At 68.4% G+C, this 16,929-nt stretch carries 15 protein-coding genes and 1 pseudogene; 9 read left to right on the top strand and 7 right to left on the bottom strand.

Features of this window, described 5'->3' with window-relative positions; genetic code table 11:
• Positions 1–138: 138 nt before the first annotated feature.
• Positions 139–447, top strand: a pseudogene (locus tag A5699_RS14760) (DNA-binding protein); the annotation flags it as partial.
• Positions 444–1,661 (top strand): class I SAM-dependent RNA methyltransferase, encoded by a 1,218-nt coding sequence (locus A5699_RS14755; RefSeq protein ID WP_067770464.1) that lies wholly within the window; start codon positions 444–446, stop codon positions 1,659–1,661. The pseudogene A5699_RS14760 and the gene A5699_RS14755, both read left to right, overlap by 4 nt.
• 16 nt (positions 1,662–1,677) lie before the next feature.
• Here A5699_RS14755 and A5699_RS14750 read toward each other — a convergent pair whose 3' ends face one another.
• Positions 1,678–2,769, bottom strand: coding sequence for a GGDEF domain-containing protein (locus A5699_RS14750; RefSeq protein ID WP_067770462.1), 1,092 nt, complete (start codon positions 2,767–2,769; stop codon positions 1,678–1,680).
• Between the two features lie 159 nt (positions 2,770–2,928).
• Here A5699_RS14750 and nhaA point away from each other — a divergent pair, with 159 nt between their 5' ends.
• Together nhaA and dxs are read left to right on the top strand one after the other, a co-directional pair.
• On the top strand, positions 2,929–4,221 hold the full coding sequence (gene nhaA / locus A5699_RS14745; protein WP_067770460.1) for a Na+/H+ antiporter NhaA: 1,293 nt from the start codon (positions 2,929–2,931) through the stop codon (positions 4,219–4,221).
• 27 nt (positions 4,222–4,248) lie between these two features.
• Positions 4,249–6,159 carry a 1-deoxy-D-xylulose-5-phosphate synthase gene (gene dxs / locus A5699_RS14740; RefSeq protein ID WP_067770458.1) on the top strand — a complete coding sequence of 637 codons (1,911 nt, stop codon included), beginning with the start codon at positions 4,249–4,251 and terminating at the stop codon, positions 6,157–6,159.
• 8 nt (positions 6,160–6,167) lie between these two features.
• Here dxs and A5699_RS14735 read toward each other — a convergent pair whose 3' ends face one another.
• Positions 6,168–7,430: a ribonuclease D gene (locus A5699_RS14735; protein WP_067770488.1), complete on the bottom strand. Its 1,263-nt coding sequence runs from the start codon at positions 7,428–7,430 to the stop codon at positions 6,168–6,170.
• A gap of 4 nt (positions 7,431–7,434) precedes the next feature.
• Positions 7,435–7,971 (bottom strand): DUF3000 domain-containing protein, encoded by a 537-nt coding sequence (locus A5699_RS14730; RefSeq protein ID WP_231965723.1) that lies wholly within the window; start codon positions 7,969–7,971, stop codon positions 7,435–7,437.
• Between the two features lie 156 nt (positions 7,972–8,127).
• Here A5699_RS14730 and hemE point away from each other — a divergent pair, with 156 nt between their 5' ends.
• The 4 genes from hemE (at position 8,128) to A5699_RS14710 (ending at position 12,112) form a co-directional block, all read left to right on the top strand.
• On the top strand, positions 8,128–9,189 hold the full coding sequence (hemE, locus tag A5699_RS14725; RefSeq protein WP_067770454.1) for a uroporphyrinogen decarboxylase: 1,062 nt from the start codon (positions 8,128–8,130) through the stop codon (positions 9,187–9,189).
• Positions 9,186–10,553, top strand: a complete 1,368-nt coding sequence (locus A5699_RS14720; RefSeq protein ID WP_067770452.1) for a protoporphyrinogen oxidase — start codon at positions 9,186–9,188, stop codon at positions 10,551–10,553. The genes hemE and A5699_RS14720 overlap by 4 nt, the downstream gene beginning before the upstream one ends.
• Before the next feature lie 4 nt (positions 10,554–10,557).
• Entirely contained in the window at positions 10,558–11,253 is a 696-nt protein-coding gene (gene hemQ / locus A5699_RS14715) for a hydrogen peroxide-dependent heme synthase (protein WP_067770450.1), read from the top strand.
• A 115-nt stretch (positions 11,254–11,368) separates the two neighbouring features.
• Entirely contained in the window at positions 11,369–12,112 is a 744-nt protein-coding gene (locus A5699_RS14710; RefSeq protein ID WP_067770448.1) for a class I SAM-dependent methyltransferase, read from the top strand.
• 11 nt (positions 12,113–12,123) lie between these two features.
• Here the strand turns inward: A5699_RS14710 and msrB are convergent, their stop codons facing one another.
• Positions 12,124–12,540 (bottom strand): peptide-methionine (R)-S-oxide reductase MsrB, encoded by a 417-nt coding sequence (msrB, locus tag A5699_RS14705; RefSeq protein ID WP_067770446.1) that lies wholly within the window; start codon positions 12,538–12,540, stop codon positions 12,124–12,126.
• Positions 12,541–12,651: 111 nt separating this feature from the next.
• Between msrB and A5699_RS14700 the strand changes: the two genes are divergently transcribed.
• Positions 12,652–13,224, top strand: a complete 573-nt coding sequence (locus A5699_RS14700; protein ID WP_067770444.1) for a class I SAM-dependent methyltransferase — start codon at positions 12,652–12,654, stop codon at positions 13,222–13,224.
• On the opposite strand, the gene aftC is transcribed toward A5699_RS14700, so the two are convergent.
• The 3 genes from aftC to A5699_RS14685 are packed head-to-tail and all read right to left on the bottom strand — an operon-like array spanning position 13,216 to position 16,897.
• Entirely contained in the window at positions 13,216–14,508 is a 1,293-nt protein-coding gene (gene aftC / locus A5699_RS14695; RefSeq protein ID WP_067770442.1) for an arabinofuranan 3-O-arabinosyltransferase, read from the bottom strand. The two genes, A5699_RS14700 and aftC, sit on opposite strands and share 9 nt — an antisense overlap.
• Positions 14,509–14,529: 21 nt before the next feature.
• Positions 14,530–16,107, bottom strand: coding sequence for an alpha/beta fold hydrolase (locus A5699_RS14690; protein ID WP_067770485.1), 1,578 nt, complete (start codon positions 16,105–16,107; stop codon positions 14,530–14,532).
• Positions 16,108–16,129: 22 nt separating this feature from the next.
• The gene (locus A5699_RS14685) at positions 16,130–16,897 is read right to left on the bottom strand and encodes a pyrimidine reductase family protein (protein WP_067770440.1); all 768 of its coding nucleotides are present in this window, start codon (positions 16,895–16,897) and stop codon (positions 16,130–16,132) included.
• Between the last annotated feature and the right edge of the window lie 32 nt (positions 16,898–16,929).

Here is a 16,929-nt window from a genome sequence, read left to right as displayed (position 1 = left end):
CGGAGAGATTCCTTCGTCACCCGTTTGACGTAATCGAGTACCGGGCGCGTGATTTCGCGGTAGGGCGAGGCGATCACCTTCAGCGGCACGCTGATGTCGCTGTCCTCCCACTGGTGCACCAGGGCGCGGGTCTCGGCGTCGTCCACGCTCACCGTGATCGCCTCGCCCTACCGCGAAATCACGCGCCCGGTACTCGATTACGTCAAACGGGTGACGAAGGAATCGCCGCGGACCGTGGTGACGGTGTTCATCCCCGAATACGTCGTCGGTCACTGGTGGGAGCAGGTGCTGCACAACCAGAGTGCGTTGCGGCTCAAGGGCCGGCTGCTGTTCATGCCGAACGTGATGGTGACCTCGGTTCCGTGGCAATTGAATTCGTCGGAGCGGTTGAAGGCGCTGCAGCCGCGTGCCACCCCCGGTGATGCCCGCAGAGGGTTCCTGGAGTGACCGAGCTCATCCTGACCACGGAGTCGTCGGCCAATGGTGGCAGCTGCGTGGCGCGTCACGAGGGGCGGGTGGTCTTCGTCCGGTACGCGATCCCCGGTGAGACGGTGCGGGTCAACGTCTTCGACGAACGCGGATCGTATTGGCACGCCGAGGTGGTCGAGGTCTTGGAACCGTCCCCAGACCGCGTCGATCCGCTGTGTCCGATCGCCGGGGTGCACGGCGCGGGTTGCTGCGATCTTGCGTTCGTCGAGCCCCGGGCGGCGCGCCGCATCAAGGGTTCGGTGGTGGCCAATCAACTTTCTCGGCTCGGTGGGTTCACCTGGCGCGACGAGCAGACGGCTGTCGCCGAGGCGGTCGGCGACGGCGCCGCGCGGGGCTGGCGGACCCGTGTGCGGTTGGACACCACATCCGACGGCCGGGCCGGATTTCACCGCTACCACAGCGCCGAGCTGGTCACCGACCTCGAATGTGGGCAACTGCCTGCCGAGTTGACCGCCGGCCTGGAGACGAAGCGTTGGACTCCGGGCGCGCACGTGCACGCGGTGTTGGACGCCGACGGTCGTCGACACGTCGTGCAGTCCGGCCCGAAGACCAGCCGCACAGGTCGCCGTGCGGCCGGACCGAAGAATGCGACGCGGGTCGTCGAGGGGGACTACGAGGCGGTGCAGCGGGTCGGTGGCCGGGAATGGATGCTGCCGGTGACCGCGTTCTGGCAGGCCCACCGTGACGCGGCCGCCCTCTACAGCCGGCTGATCGCCGAGTGGGCCGAACTGCAACCGGGCATGACCGCGTGGGATCTCTACGGCGGTGCCGGGGTCTTCGCTGCCGCGCTGGCACAGCAGGTCGGGCCGAGCGGTCGGATCCTGACCGTGGACACGTCGCGTGCGGCGTCGCGCACTGCCCGCAGTGCGCTGGGCGACCTGCCGTGGGTCTCGGTGGTCACCGATTCGGTGCGTCGCGCACTGTCGGCCGAGTCGGGACGCCCCGACGTCGCGGTGCTCGATCCGCCCCGCACCGGGGCCGGGCGCGAAGTGCTGGACGCCCTGGCCGCGACCGAGGTGCCCCGGATCATCCACATCGGTTGTGAGGCAGCATCTTTCGCCCGGGACGTCGGGATGTATCTGCGACACGGTTACACCGTGGAGGACCTGCGGGTGTTCGACTCCTTCCCGCTGACGCACCACGTGGAATGCATCGCGGTGCTGACCCGCTGACGGTTCTCGGCAGCGTTCACTCGGTGCGGTCGTCGGGCCCGATCGACGGGGTGGGGAAGTGCGCGTAGGTGGCTCGGTTGCCACCCTCGGCCTTCGACTGGTTCATCGCGGTGACGGCCAGGGCCACCAGGGCGTCGACGATCTGCTCGGTGGGCAGCTCGGTCAGTGGCCGCAGTTGGCTGCACGCGGTGCCGATGCTGGCGGTCAGACGCATGGGCGTCGTGGTGATCGCCATGCGGATCCGGTTCACCAGCGGGGAGGGGTCGTTGGTCTTGAACACGTCGGCGATCAGGAATTCGCTGTCGGACACATGGGCCAGTGGCACCTTGTGCCGCACCGTCTCGCGCATCGCCTGCGCCACGGCGACGCGGGCGTGCAGCGTGCTGTGGCTGCCGTCCATGTCGCTCAGCAGCGCCATGTCGTCGATACCGACCGCCACGACCACCAGGTACTGATCGTCGTGGCGACTGTGGGACCCCAGCATCGTCGCGGTGTGCATGTCGAACGCCTCGCGGTTGAGCAGACCGGTCAGCGGGTCGATCTCGGCGGGGTGCTGGACGCGGTCGGGTTCGATCAGCTCGACGGCGATCCGCACCAGGGCCGAGGTGCTCAGGATCACCAGCAGCGACACGAGCGCGCCGGCGATACCGAGCCAGACGTCGGTCAGCCCCACCCGCACGCCGAGGCAGATCACCACCGCGGCCGAGGCCAGCCAGGTCAGGTGCAGCACCCGCCGACTGTGCAGAAAGGCTGCGTAGCCGGTGATCAGGCTCAACGAGCTGGACCCGAGCAGGCCGACCGTCGGATCCACCAGCAGGATGCAGGTGGCCCCGATGCAGACCGTGCCGATACACACGACGATCCAGGACTGGGTGCGGCTGGGCCACTGGCGCCGCCACCACCACTGCGCCAGCGTCAGCCCTCCGACACCGACGCCCACGGCCACGTATTGCAGTGCACCGTGCGGACCTTTCGGGCTGATCAGGACCAACAGCGGGATCAGGCTCAACCCGATGATCGTGACGCCGACGGTGCGTTGCATCAGGGTGCGCTTGCCCTGCGCAGCAAGAAGGGCGGTACGCGCGTAATAGTGATCGAATGGACTCAACCAGCACCCCGGACTAATCGACTTCGCCTCCACTTTACGTAATCACGGCAGTGGCGGGTTTGTCGTGGAATTGACGCGCAGGTCGTCCTGTTAGCGTGAACCGCAGGTGTGCCGGGAAGTCTGGTCGGCGATCGTTGAATGCTGACCTCAGGAGCCCGGATGACTGACCGCCGTGACGGCCGCGGCCGACGCCTGCTGGCGCGTGGATCATGGCCGGAATGGCAGCGGGTCTCGGACCTGCTGCGCACTGAGACCGTCGGCGGGGCGCTGCTGCTGGCCGCGGCGGGCGCGGCGCTCGTGTGGGCCAATTCGCCATGGTCGTCCAGCTACCACCGGCTCTCGGAATTCGTCATCGGCCCGCAGTCGCTGCACCTCGATCTGTCCCTGTCGTCCTGGGCCGCCGACGGTCTGCTGGCCATCTTCTTCTTCGTCGTCGGCGTGGAGCTCAAGCGGGAGTTCGTCGCGGGAGACCTGCGGGACCCGGCCCGGGCCGCGCTGCCGATCGCGGCGGCCGTCGGCGGCATGGTGGTGCCTGCGCTGATCTTCGTCGGGATCAACGTGTTTTCGGGCCACCCGGAGACACTCGACGGGTGGGCGGTGCCGATCGCCACCGACATCGCCTTCGCGCTGGCGGTGCTGGCGGTGGTGTCCACCCACCTGCCCGCGGCGCTGCGGATCTTCCTGTTGACGCTGGCGGTGGTCGACGATCTGCTGGCCATCACCGTGATCGCGCTCTTCTACACCGACCACGTAGCGCCCGCACCGCTGCTGGGGGCGCTGGTGCCGATCGGGCTGTACGCGCTCGCGGTGCAGCGCGGCGCCCGGCAGTGGTGGATCCTGCTGCCGCCGGCGGTGTTGGCCTGGGCGCTCGTGCATGCCAGTGGCGTACATGCCACGGTGGCCGGGGTGGTGTTGGGTTTCACCGTGCCGGTGCTGGGCCGTTACGCGTCGGCCAAACACTTCGAACACCTGGTGCGACCACTGTCGGCCGGGTTCGCCGTCCCGGTGTTCGCGTTCTTCGCCGCAGGCGTGACCGTCGGCGGCTGGTCGGGCTTCTCCACGGCGTTGACGCACCCGGTGACCATCGGCGTGATCGCCGGCCTGGTGCTCGGCAAACCGATCGGCGTGCTGGGCACCACATATCTGCTGGCCCGCTTCACCCACGCGAGCCTCGACGAGGATCTCGCGTGGCGCGACGTCCTGGGTGTCGCCTTGCTGGCCGGCATCGGGTTCACGGTCTCGCTGTTGATCGGCGAACTCGCGTTCGGACACGCCAGTGTGGCCGACGACGACGTCAAGATCGCGGTGGCCACCGGATCGGTGGTGGCAGGTCTGCTCGCATCGGTGGTTCTGGTGTCGCGCAATGCCGTATACCGGCGAATCCACCGGTTGGAAACCCTCGATGCCGACCACGACGGGGTGCCCGATGTCTATCAGCCTCGACAGGACTGATTTCTGATGCGTGCGTACACTGGCGGAATGCTTGAACAGGTCCGCGGTCCCGCTGATCTGCAGCACCTGTCGCAGTCACAATTGAGTGATCTGGCGGTCGAGATCCGGCAATTTCTGATCCACAAGGTGGCTGCAACCGGCGGACATCTTGGCCCCAATCTGGGTGTCGTCGAGCTCACCCTGGCGCTGCATCGTGTGTTCGATTCGCCACACGATCCGATCATCTTCGACACGGGTCATCAGGCCTACGTGCACAAGATGCTGACCGGGCGCGCACAGGATTTCGACACCTTGCGTTCCAAGAACGGTTTGTCGGGATACCCGTCGCGCAGCGAGAGCGAGCACGACTGGGTGGAGTCCAGCCACGCCAGTACCGCGCTGTCCTATGCCGACGGTCTGGCCAAGGCGTTCGAGCTGACCGGGCACCGCAATCGGCACGTGGTGGCGGTGGTCGGCGACGGTGCGCTGACCGGCGGGATGTGCTGGGAGGCGCTGAACAACATCGCCACCGGTGGTCGGCCGGTGGTCATCGTCGTCAACGACAACGGCCGCAGCTATGCGCCCACCATCGGTGGGTTCGCCGAGCACCTCGCCGGCCTGCGGCTGCAGCCCGGCTACGAACGGCTTCTGGAGGAGGGCCGCAAGGCCGTGCGCGGCCTGCCCGTCGTCGGCGAGTTCTGCTACCAGTGCATGCACAGCATCAAGGCCGGCATCAAGGACGCGATCGCCCCGCAGGTGATGTTCACCGACCTCGGTCTCAAGTACGTCGGCCCGATCGACGGTCACGATGAGCACGCGGTGGAGAACGCGCTGCGTTACGCCCGTGGTTTCAAGGCCCCGGTGATCGTGCACGTGGTGACCCGTAAGGGCATGGGCTACGCGCACGCCGAGAACGACGAGGCCGACCAGATGCACGCCTGCGGCGTCATCGATCCGGAGACGGGGCTGCCGACGAAGGCCTCGGGCCCAGGGTGGACCTCGGTGTTCTCCGACGAACTCGTCAAGATCGGCGCCAAACGCCGGGACGTGGTGGCGATCACCGCGGCGATGCCGGGGCCGACCGGTCTGAGTGTGTTCCGGGATCGGTTCCCGGACCGGTTCTTTGACGTCGGAATCGCCGAACAGCACGCGATGACCTCGGCGGCCGGGCTGGCCATGGGCGGCCTGCATCCGGTGGTGGCGATCTACTCGACATTCCTCAACCGGGCGTTCGACCAGCTGATGATGGACGTCGCGCTGCACAAGCTGCCCGTCACCATGGTGCTCGACCGCGCCGGGGTGACCGGGCCGGATGGCGCCAGCCACAACGGGGTCTGGGACCTGTCGATCCTGGGCATCATCCCGGGTCTGCGCGCAGCCGCGCCGCGCGACGGCGCACGCCTGCGGGAGGAGCTCGCCGAGGCGCTGGCGGTCAACGACGGCCCGACCGCGCTCCGCTTCCCGAAAGGCGATGTGGGCGAGGACATTCCGGCGATCGAGCGGCGTGGGGGAGTCGACGTGCTCGCGGTTCCGGCCGCCGGTCTGACCGACGACGTGCTGTTGGTGGCAGTGGGATCGTTCGCGTCGATGGCGCTGGCGGTGGCCGAGCGGCTGCGCAACCAGGGCATCGGGGTCACGGTGGTGGATCCCCGCTGGGTGCTGCCGGTTCCCGAGGTCATCGGTGAACTGGCCCGGCGGCACAAACTGGTGGTCACCGTGGAGGACAACGGTGTGCACGGCGGCATCGGCTCGTCGGTGTCCGCGGCGCTGCGTCACGCCGAGATCGACGTGCCGTGCCGGGATCTCGGTGTCCCGCAGGTGTTCCAGGACCATGCCTCCCGCGGCGAGGTGCTCGCCGAGATCGGCCTGACCGATCAGCACATCGCGCGCCAGATCACCGGATGGATCGCCGCGATCGGGGCGCCGGTGGATGAGGAAGTCGGCCACCAGGTCGACTGACGCCGGGGTCAGTCGCTGCTGAGCGCCTTGGTCAGCACCGGGATCGTCAACTCCCGCTGCCAGGGCCGGACGTTGGCCTCGACGAGGAACTCCGATATCGCGGTGGCGACGTCGCCGGTGGGGTTCCAGTCCCAGCACAGCCGGCGCACCACCTCAGGGGTGATGAGGTTCTCGGCGGGCACCGACACCCGTTGCGACAGTTCGGCAAGGCCGGCACGGGCGGCTTCCAGTCGGGCAGCGGCCTCCGGTTTGCGCCGGGCCCAGCGTGCCGCCGGCGGCGGACCGTTCTGGGCTTCGTTGGCCTCGGGCGGGTCGGTGGTCTCGCGGGCCCGATTCAGGGCGTCCAACCAGACCTTGGCGCTCTTGCGCTGTTTGGAGCCGCCGAAGACCGGCAGGGCGATGAGCTCGTCGACCGTCTTGGGATCGGCGGTGGCGGCGTTGATGATCGCGGAATCGGGCAGGATCCGTCCGGGGGCGATGTCGCGCCCGCGGGCGATGGTGTCGCGCGTGGTCCACAGCTCGCGGACCGCGGCCAGGGCACGCGGGTTGCGCACCTTGTGGATACCGGAGGTGCGCCGCCAACGGTCACGCCGGGTGGGTTGTGCCACATAGGCCCGCAGATACTCGAATTCCTGTGCGGCCCAGTCGGTTTTGCCTTGTTCTTCGAGGACGGCCGCGATCGCGTGACGGAGTTCCAGCAGTACCTCGACATCCAGCGCAGCGTAGTTGAGCCACTCCGCCGGCAGGGGGCGCTTGGACCAGTCGGCCGCGCCATGGCCTTTCATCAGCTGCAGGCCGAGCAGGCGCTGCACCATGGCGGCCAGGTTGACGCGTTCGAAACCGGCCAGCCGGCCCGCCAACTCGGTGTCGTAGAGCTTGCCGGGCCGCAGACCGATCTCCGACAGGCACGGCAGGTCCTGGTCGGCGGCGTGGAGCACCCATTCGTCGGCGGCCAGGGCGTCGGCCACCGGCGCCATGGCGTCGATGGGGGAGCCGCCGTGGTTGACCGGATCGATCAGCGCGGTTCCCGATCCGGAGCGGCGGATCTGCACCAGGTAGGCGCGATTGGAGTAGCGGAAGCCCGACGCACGTTCGGCGTCGATCGCGAAGGGGCCGCTGCCTTTCGCCAAAGATTTTGCCGCAGAGGATATTTCTTCAGCCGTGACACAGACGTCCGGAACGCCCTCGGCGGGCTGTAGCAATGGGGTCGCATCGGCCTCGGCGGGCTCGCCGGCTCCTGGGGCTGCTGAGAGTTGGGGGTCCTCGTCCATCATGTCAAGCGCGGGTGCGGGAACTCAGATCGGTGACACCGGCCGGCGGCAAGCCGGCAGCGTGCTCGAGGACTTCACAGAACGCCTCGACGTGCGGGCCCAACTCCAGATCGGTGGCGGTCCAGGAGGCCCGCAGCTCGAGCTGATGGGCGCGCGGCGGGCCGGAGATGTCGCCGTAGCGCACCGAGGTGGTGGCCGTGACGGTGCCGCCCAGCGCCGTGACGTGCTCGGCGCGGGATCCCAGCGCATCCACCAGCCAGCTCCAGGCCACCTCGGGCAGCAGCGGGTCGACGGCCTCACTGGAATCGAGGTCGGCCTGGATGTAGGCGACCAGACGCATCGTGCCGTCCCAGGCCTCGGCCCCGTCGGGGTCGTGCAGCAGGATCAGCCGGCCGAATGCGTCGCCCTCGGAACGCTCCGGGACCACCGCGGTCTCGGGATGTCGAACCTCGGCGCCCAGTGCATAGCTGTACGGTGCCAACCGCTGTGGCGGGCGTATCGGACCCAGCTCGATTTCCGGCCGCACGGTGGTGGCACTCATGGCCGCCACCGCCGTCCGGAACTGGGCCGGTTCGGCAGAGGTCACGGCGTTTGACGCTAGCGGATGAGGCCAGGACAGGTTGCAGGCGCGCCGTAGCAGGACCGTCACGAACCGGCAACGGTCCGCATGGGCGGGCTCGTGGCACCATAGGAGCCGATGAACACCCGCCGGGAGCTGCCCGATTCCCCGTATCTTGCCGCCGCGAGCGGCCGCACTCCGCACCGTGTGCCGGTGTGGTTCATGCGGCAGGCCGGCCGCTCGTTGCCCGAATACCGCGCGTTGCGCGCCCAGCACCGCATGCTGGAGGCCTGCTTCGATCCCGAACTGGTCTGTGAGATCACCCTGCAGCCGGTGCGCAGGCATGGTGTCGACGCCGCGATCCTGTTCTCCGACATCGTGGTGCCGCTGAAGGCCGCGGGGATCGGGTTGGACATCGTGCCGGACGTGGGCCCGGTGATCGAACACCCGATCCGCACCTCGGCGGACGTCGAGGCCATGAAACCGCTTGATCGAGAGCAGGTCTCGGCGGTCTCGCAGGCCATCTCGATGTTGGTGCGTGAGCTGGGCGAGGTGCCGCTGATCGGCTTCGCCGGTGCTCCGTTCACCCTGGCCTCCTACCTGGTCGAGGGCGGTCCCAGCCGTCACCACGAGCGCACCAAGGCGATGATGCTCGGCGAGTCGGCCACTTGGCACGCCCTGATGACCGCACTGACCGACGTGACCATCGCCTTCCTGCAGGCCCAGGTCGATGCGGGCGTGGACGCGCTGCAGGTGTTCGATTCCTGGGCCGGGACGTTGTCGCTGGCCGACTACCGCACGTATGTGCTTCCGCACACCACCCGGGTGTTCGCCACCATGGCCGCCGCGGGTGTGCCGATGACGCATTTCGGCGTCGGCACCGCCGAGCTGCTGGGAGCGATGTCCGAGGCATTGGGCTCAGCGCCGGCCACCATGGTGGGCGTGGACTGGCGCACGTCACTGATCGACGCCGCGGCCCGGGTCAAGCCGGGCACTGCGCTGCAGGGCAACCTCGATCCGGTGGTGCTGTTGGCGGGCTGGCCGGTGGCCGAGCAGGCCGTGCGCCGCGTGGTCGAGGACGGCCGTGCCGCGGTGGCGGCGGGGGCGGCCGGTCACGTCTTCAATCTGGGCCACGGTGTGCTGCCGGCGACCGATCCCGGCATCATCACCGAGGCGGTGACGCTGGTGCACTCGTTGTGAGTGCGTCGTATTGCGTTGTCGGCGGGGGCATCTCGGGCCTTGTCGCGGCGTACCGATTGAGGTTGGCCGCCGGGCCGCGCGCAGAGATCACGTTGCTCGATCCGGCCGACCGGCTCGGCGGGGTGCTGCGCACTGAACGGATCGGTGGGCAACCGTTCGACGTCGGGGCCGAGGCGTTCGTGGTGCGCCGGCCCGAGATGCTGGACCTCCTCGATGAGCTGGGCCTGACCGGCCGGCGGCTCAGCCCCACCGGCGCCCGCCCACTGATCTACAGCGGGGCCCGGTTGCATCAGTTACCACAGGGCACGCTGCAAGGTATCCCGGCCCAGGCGTCGTCGATGCTCGGTCTCGTCGACGACGAGACCGTGGCGCGCATCCTCGATGAACCCAACCGGCCGCTGCGCTGGAGCCGCGGCGCGGATCCGTCGGTCGCCGACCTGGTCGGTGACCGCTTCGGCCCGCAGGTGCTGACCCGGTCGGTCGACCCGCTGCTCAGCGGGGTGTATGCCGGGTCGTCGGCCACGATCGGTCTGCGTTCGGCCGTTCCGCCGCTGGCCGCAGCGCTGGACCGCGGGGCCCGCAGCCTGACCGAGGCGGTCCGGGCGGCCCTGCCCCCGCCGTCGGACGGCCCGGTGTTCGGGGCGGTCGACGGCGGCTATACCGTGTTGCTGGATGAGTTGCGCCGCCGCGCCGACGTGCGGTGGGTTCAGGTCGCCGCGGTGCGGGTGGACCGCCAGGTCCGCGGATGGGCGGTGCTCGACGACGAAGGCGCGCGGTGGCACGCCGACGCCGTGCTGTTGGCGGTCCCCGCGCCACATCTGCCCGCCCTGGTCGAACACGTCGCGCCGCGTACCGCCGCGGCGGCCCGCCGCATCCGGGTGGCCTCGGCGGCAGTCGTGGCCCTGGCCCTGCCGGGTGGCACCCCGCTGCCGCAGCAGTCGGGTGTGCTCGTCGCTGCGGGTGAACGCCTCAACGCCAAGGCGGTCACGATGTCCTCGCGTAAGTGGGGCCGGCGCGGGAACGTCGAGCTGGTGCGGCTGTCCTTCGGCCGCTACGGCGACGCCGCGGAATCCAGCGTGGCGCGCAGTACCGGCGACGAGGACCTGTTGACCTGGTCGGCGCGGGATCTGCACACGCTGTTCGGGGTCACCGTGGATCCGGTGGACAGCCACGTGCACCGCTGGATCGACGCGATGCCGCAGTACGGTCCGGGGCACCGCGATCTGGTGGCCGAACTGCGGGCCGGGTTGCCGCCAACGTTGGCGGTGGCCGGCGGTTATCTCGACGGGATCGGGGTGCCGGCGTGTGTGGGCACCGCCACCCGGGCGGCCGCGGAACTGGTGAACGCCCGCGTGGCACGATAGGCGTATGGCCAAGCTGGACTACGACGAACTCAACTCCACCATCCGCTACCTGATGTTCTCGGTGTTCGCCGTGAGCCCGGGTGAGCTGGGTGAGGACCGCGCCGAGGTGACCGACGAGGCGGCGGCGTTCTTCAAGACCACCGAAGAGCGTGGCGTGGTGGTGCGCGGTCTGTACGACGTGGCCGGCCTACGCGCCGACGCCGACTTCATGATCTGGACGCACGCCGACAACATCGAGGCGCTGCAGGCCACCTACTCCGACTTCCGTCGCACCACCGCATTGGGCCGGATCAGCGACCCGGTGTGGAGCAGCGTGGCGCTGCACCGGCCGGCCGAGTTCAACAAGAGCCACGTCCCGGCCTTCATCGCCGGTGAAGACCCGGGCAACTACATCTGCGTCTACCCGTTCGTGCGGTCCTACGAGTGGTACCTGCTGCCCGACGAGGAGCGTCGTCGCATGCTCTCCGAGCACGGCATGGCCGCCCGCGGGTACAAGGATGTGCGGGCCAACACGGTACCGGCGTTCGCGCTCGGCGACTACGAGTGGATCCTGGCCTTCGAGGCGCCCGAACTGCACCGCATCGTGGACCTGATGCGCGATCTGCGGGCCACCGACGCGCGTCGTCACACCCGCGAGGAGACGCCGTTCTTCACCGGGCCGCGGGTCAGCGTCGAGGATCTGGTCGCCAAGCTGCCCTAGTTTTTCTGTACGCGAACAGACGCAGATGTCCCCGTCCGCCCGGCGTGTCCGGGACATCTGGGTCTGCTCGTGGACATGACCTGGGCTTTCAGTTCGCGGGTCTACCCTCGCGGACATGACTGCTCCGCAAGAATCCGATCGATTCGAAGAGATGTATCGCGACGAGCGGACATCGCACGGACTGCCCGCCGCGACGCCATGGGATATCGGTGGGCCGCAGCCCGTCGTGCAGCAGCTGGTCGCGCTGGGCGCCGTCAAGGGCGAGGTGCTCGATCCCGGCACGGGGCCCGGGCATCACGCCATCCACTACGCGTCAAAGGGGTTGTCGGCCACAGGTATTGATGCCTCACCGGCCGCCATCGAGCGAGCCCGGCAGAACGCGCGGCGGGCCGGGGTGACCGTCGATTTCCAGGTGGCCGACGCCACGAAGCTGGAGGGGCTGGAAGGCCGGTTCGACACCGTCGTCGACACCGCCTTCTATCACGTGTTCACCGATGAGCCCGAACTGCAGAAGTCGTATGTGCGGGCCTTGCACCGAGCCACCAAACCCGGTGCGCGGCTGTACATGTACGAATTCGGTGACCACAACGTCAACGGCTTCCGGATGCCGCGGTCGATGTCGGCCGACGATTTCCGCGGGGTACTCCCGGACGCCGGCTGGGAGATCACCTACCTCGGGACGACGACCTACCAGGGCAACGTCAGCGTCGAGGCGTTCGAGACCATGGCGGCGCGTAACCCCGACATGGCCGATCAGATGGGCCCGGTGTTGGAGCGACTGCGGGCGATCGAACCCTGGCTGGTCGACGGCCGCGTGCACATGCCGTTCTGGGAGGTGCACGCCACCCGGGTCGAGTAGCGCCCCCGGCGTCAGGCGGGCTTGGGCACCAGCTTCAGTGAAATGGAGTTGATGCAGTACCGCTGATCGGTCGGGGTGGGGTAGCCCTCACCCTCGAACACGTGCCCGAGGTGGCTGTGGCAGTTGGCGCACAGCACCTCGACGCGACGCATCCCCAGCGAGTCGTCGGAGCGCAGGATCACCGCAGCGGAATCGGCCGGATCGAAGAACGACGGCCACCCGCAATGGGATTCGAACTTCTCGGTGCTGCGGAACAGCTCGGCGCCGCAGGCCCGGCACTCGTAGACGCCGTCGGTCTTGGTGTCGGTGTACTCCCCGGTGAAGGGACGCTCGGTGCCCGCGCGACGTAGCACCGCGAACTCTTGCGGGGTGAGCTTCTCGCGCCACTCGTCGTCGGTCAGCGCCACCTTGGGGCCCTCGGTTGTCATAGCACCCAAATTACGTGTTGTGCGCCGACGTGCGCCAGGCTGCGGCGGCCTGACGCGATAGCCTGCGGTTGCTCGTGTACCTCGACGACACCCAGACGACAGGAGCCCTGCATGCCGGCGATGTCACAGATCGAGCGCGCCTTCTGCAAGACCGCGCTGTGGCGAACAGGAACGGGGCAGGCGGTGCTCGGCAGCCTCCCGGTTGACCGGTTGGGCCGCGAGGTGCTCGAAATCGGTTCTGGCAGTGGCGATATCGCGGCGCGGTTGCGACAGGCCAATCCGGATCTGGCGATCACCGCGACCGACTTCGACCCGGCGATGGTGCGCGCCGCAGCCCGGCGGCTGCAGACGTTCCCGGACGTGGCCGTGCGCGCCGCCGACGCCACGGATCTGCCGTTCGCCGACGATTCCTTCGATTCGGTGGTCAGTTGCCTGATGTTGCACCACATCGTGGACTGGAAATCGGCGGTCGCCGAGATTGCCCGGGTGTTGCGCCCCGGCGGTGTGTTCACCGGCTACGACCTCACCCGGACCCCGATGGCCACGGCGATCCACCGGCTCGACCGCTCGCCGTTCCGGCTGGTCAACCCCGACGAACTCGACGAGGTCTGCGCCCGGCACGGGTTGGCGATGCAGACCAGGACCCGGTTGGCGGGTCAGGTCATGCAATTCAGCTCAGAGTGATTCGGGTTCGCGAGTTCGATTCATCCACGGCGGGTCGATGCCCTCATCGAGCCTGCCGGCGGATTTGGCGTCGAGGTAGCGGAAGTACAGCACGCAGAACACCACCACCACCAAGAGCGACCAGCCGTAGGTGATCTTCATGTATTCGAGGAAGCGCCCGGTGGTGGGCCAGCGCCACATCAGCCAGCGGTCCATCGTCATGAACCCGTAGACCGCCAGCCAGGCCGGCCAGTTGCGCAACACCGAATTCGGCAGGACCACCGTCATCAGGAACGGGAACAGCATCATCGAGTAGTAGCCCTGGGCCAGTCCGAGAACCAGCCACGAGGTGACCAGCAGGACACCCGAGGAGGTCAGCATCCAGAACAGCTGGTCTCGTTCGCGGTAGTAGCGGTACAGCAGCCACAGGCTGATCGCGGCGAGTACTGCGATCGCCACCCGCAGCGCGATGATCAGCCACATCGGCAGGCCGTAGTAGATGCCGTTGCCCAAGATGGCGGAGTTGAAGTAGTCGCGGGTCTCCATGATGTAGGGCAGGGTGTTGCGCACAAAGCCCATCGGGTCCGACGACAGTGGCCACGCCACGGCGTTGAACACGATCGGCACGGCGAACGCCGTCACCAACGCGCGCCACTGCCGGTTGAGCAGCGGCAACAGGAGCAGCACGGCCAGCACGGGTTTGACCACGAGGGTCAGCCCGATCGCCGCGCCGGCCCACCACTGATGGCTCACCTTGCCCGACAGCAGCCAGGTGAAGAACAGCACCTCGCCCAGCAGGATGCAGCCGTTGATGTTGGTGAACACCAGGGTGTTGGTCACCGATTCGGTGCAGTACATGGCCAGCAGCAAGGCCGGCAGCGCCACCGAGGTCAGCGAGAACTTGAACAGCCGTACCAGAAGGCAGGCCGCGATGACGACGGCCACCGAGTTGATCGCCACGAACCAGAAGCGGGAGGCGAACTCAGGCAGGAAACCGAAGGGCGCCAGCAGCAGGGTGCCGCCCGGCGGATACAGGTAGTGCGGATCGACGAAGTTGAAATGCTCGTTGTAGATGTCCCAGTGCCGACGGAAGTTCGACACCGCGCGGTACACCGGGCCGAAGTCGTCGGTGATGTAGCCGTTGGTCGAAAGCACGTAGCTGCGGTGGATGATCGACAGGATGGCGATCGGCCACAGTGCCGAGCGCAGCACCGTGGCGGTGCTCGGCGGGGAAGTGCGGGGACGGAATGCGTTCAGGACGCCGGAAATGATGGAATCTGCTGCCGCCACCAGCGAACCGTACACCGACGCCGTTCGGGCCCGCCGTCAGGCGGGACAGTACGTGTCGGTCTCGGGCAGGTTGCCGCTTTCGAGGTAACCGGCCACCGGTGGCAGCGCGCACGCCGTGTAGATGCTCGCCCCGTGACCGATGCCCTGCCACATCACCCGCCGGTTGTTGGCGCCGGCGTTGATGACGGTCGCCGCGGCGGCGGCGACCCCTTCGTTGCCGACGATCGGGTCGTTGTGGACGCCGAGCAGCAGCACCGGAATCTTGAGATCGTGGGGGTCCTTCGGCGCCGAGCCGCTGGGCCAGTTGAGGCACTTCACCAGGTCGAGTGCGCCCACGGCACCGAATTGCGGATAGAGCTTGCCCCAGGCGACGACGAGTTCGCGGACCCGGTCGGGGGTGGGCCGGTTGAGCGCGTCGCTGCAGGAGTTGACGAAATGCCCGTCGGACTGGCGCAGGTTGTCGCTCTGGGTGATCAGCGTCGAGATCGGACCGGCGTCGCCGGCCCGGGCGGCGGCCAGGGCCGCGGCCAGATTGTTGGTCGCGGCCACCCGGTCACCTTGGGGGAAACCCATGCCGGTGGCGATCGCGTGGGTCAGGGTGGCCACCGAGGCCCCGCCGGGGCCGCGTCCGGCGCGGGCCTCGTTCAGCAGGGCATCGACTGCGGCCTTCGGGTCCGGCGCCAGCGGGCAGTTGGTGGCGACGCACTGCGCGGCGAACGCGTCGAGGGCGGCTTGTTGTCCTTTGACTCGCTGCTCGGCGGCGGCCTCCGCGGCGATGCCCAGCGGTAGTGGTGAATCGAGGATCAGTCGGGACACCTTGTTGGGATGCGAGCCGGCGTAGGCCAGCGCCACCTGGGCTCCGTTGCCGACGCCGAGCAGGGCCAGTGTGGGCACATGCCAGGTGCTGCGCAGCCGCTCCAGATCCTCGGCGGCGTGGGCGTTGTCGTAGGCCGAGTCGCCCGGGGCGATCGTGTCGGTGCAACTGGTGGTGGCGGTCATGGTCACTGCGCCCAGGTTGGCCACCGGATCGTCGCCGGCCTGGAACTGCGTCTGGTCCAGCATCTCCTGACGGTCGTAGAGGTCACGGCAGTCCAATGCGCCGGACATGCCGATGCCGCGCCGGTCCACGGCGACGATGGGGTGGGTTTTGAGGATGTCGGTTCCCGAGCGGGCCAACCACGTCGGCAATTGCACCGAGGTGGGGATGTCGGATCCGGTGGTCATCACGAGCGGGCCGGCATCGGCCGGTGTCTGTGTGGATTTGGCGCGTACCACGCCGATGCTGAGGGTGCCGGTGGCCCCGCTGATCGGGTCCAGATCGGCGTCGTAGGTTGCGCACTCCAAGGTGACGTCGGGCGGCGGCTGGATGCCGGCGTCACCGAAGACGCGGGGCGTGCAGTCCCGCCAGGACAGGTCGTTCTTCGGTGCTTCGATGCCGGGCGGTCCGGGCGGGGCCGCGACAGTGGTCTGCGGCTGCCCCTCCGGGTGCTCGCCGTGGTCGGTGGCATAGCGCGGATCAGCGGCCAGCAGTGGCGAACAGGCGGTGAGCAGGAGTGACAGGACGGGCGCCGCGACTGCCGACCTCCGCAGGGCTTTCACCAGCTGATGACGCATGTTGACCACAGTAGCGACATGGTCATCGAACGTAGCGCGTGTACAGGTAGCCCTCGTCGTCGGTGAGCAGATGGGCCGGCCGCATCCGGGTGTGCGCCTGGCCCGGTCCGGTGGCGATGCGCCTGGCCACCCCACCGACCAGGATGGGCGCCACGGTCAGGCACAGCTCATCGAGCAGGTCCTCTTCGATCAACGTGCTCAGCAACTGCGGGCCGCCCTCGGTCAGCACTCGGAACAGCTTGCGCTCGGCGAGAATTCGCAATGCCACCGCGGAATCGACCAGGGTCGGGTCAGCGCCCGATGCGTCGATCACCTCGGCCACCCCGCCCAACCGGCGGCGCGCGTCGGCCACGTTTCGGCTCCCGGTCAGGATCAGCGGCGGCACGTCGGTACGGGTGAAGAACTTGGCGTGGGGGTCGAGGTCGGCCGACGCGGTGACGACAGCGATCGGCGGTACCTCGGCCTGTCCGCGGCGCTGACGCTCCTGGCGTTGCGTGACCGAAAGCTGTACCCCGGAATAGTTCTCGATGCGCACGGTCGCCGCGCCCATCAGGATCACGTCGGCGGCCTGTCGCATGAGATTGAACACAGCGCGGTCACCCCGGTTGCCCAGTCCACCGGTCTTGCCGTCTTCGGTGGCGCCCCCGTCCAGGCTGCTGATCATGTTGCCCCGAACCCAGCATTTTTGCAGGTCATCGGGGTAGGCGTAGAAAGCCTCCAGCTGTGCGTCGGCGACAGCGTCGACGTTTCCCAGCACGGTCAGGCCGAATCCGGCGGTGTCATCGGACATGAACTGAATTGGAGCACGTGGCTACGCTGCCT

It is taken from the genome of Mycobacterium sp. E802 (genome assembly GCF_001666875.1).
Taxonomy (GTDB): Bacteria; Actinomycetota; Actinomycetes; order Mycobacteriales; family Mycobacteriaceae; genus Mycobacterium.
Note: the sequence above shows the minus strand (reverse complement) of the source record. Positions and strands in the feature narration are given on the sequence as shown.

What these genes read in the sequence shown, in the direction of transcription:
- nhaA (WP_067770460.1), top strand. Translation starts at nt 2,929, where the DNA reads ATGACTGACCGCCGTGACGGCCGCGGCCGACGCCTGCTGGCGCGTGGA.
- dxs (WP_067770458.1), top strand. Translation starts at nt 4,249, where the DNA reads ATGCTTGAACAGGTCCGCGGTCCCGCTGATCTGCAGCACCTGTCGCAG.
- A5699_RS14735 (WP_067770488.1), bottom strand. Translation starts at nt 7,430, where the DNA reads ATGGACGAGGACCCCCAACTCTCAGCAGCCCCAGGAGCCGGCGAGCCC.
- A5699_RS14730 (WP_231965723.1), bottom strand. Translation starts at nt 7,971, where the DNA reads ATGAGTGCCACCACCGTGCGGCCGGAAATCGAGCTGGGTCCGATACGC.
- hemE (WP_067770454.1), top strand. Translation starts at nt 8,128, where the DNA reads ATGAACACCCGCCGGGAGCTGCCCGATTCCCCGTATCTTGCCGCCGCG.
- hemQ (WP_067770450.1), top strand. Translation starts at nt 10,558, where the DNA reads ATGGCCAAGCTGGACTACGACGAACTCAACTCCACCATCCGCTACCTG.
- A5699_RS14710 (WP_067770448.1), top strand. Translation starts at nt 11,369, where the DNA reads ATGACTGCTCCGCAAGAATCCGATCGATTCGAAGAGATGTATCGCGAC.
- msrB (WP_067770446.1), bottom strand. Translation starts at nt 12,540, where the DNA reads ATGACAACCGAGGGCCCCAAGGTGGCGCTGACCGACGACGAGTGGCGC.
- A5699_RS14700 (WP_067770444.1), top strand. Translation starts at nt 12,652, where the DNA reads ATGCCGGCGATGTCACAGATCGAGCGCGCCTTCTGCAAGACCGCGCTG.
- A5699_RS14690 (WP_067770485.1), bottom strand. Translation starts at nt 16,107, where the DNA reads ATGCGTCATCAGCTGGTGAAAGCCCTGCGGAGGTCGGCAGTCGCGGCG.
- A5699_RS14685 (WP_067770440.1), bottom strand. Translation starts at nt 16,897, where the DNA reads ATGTCCGATGACACCGCCGGATTCGGCCTGACCGTGCTGGGAAACGTC.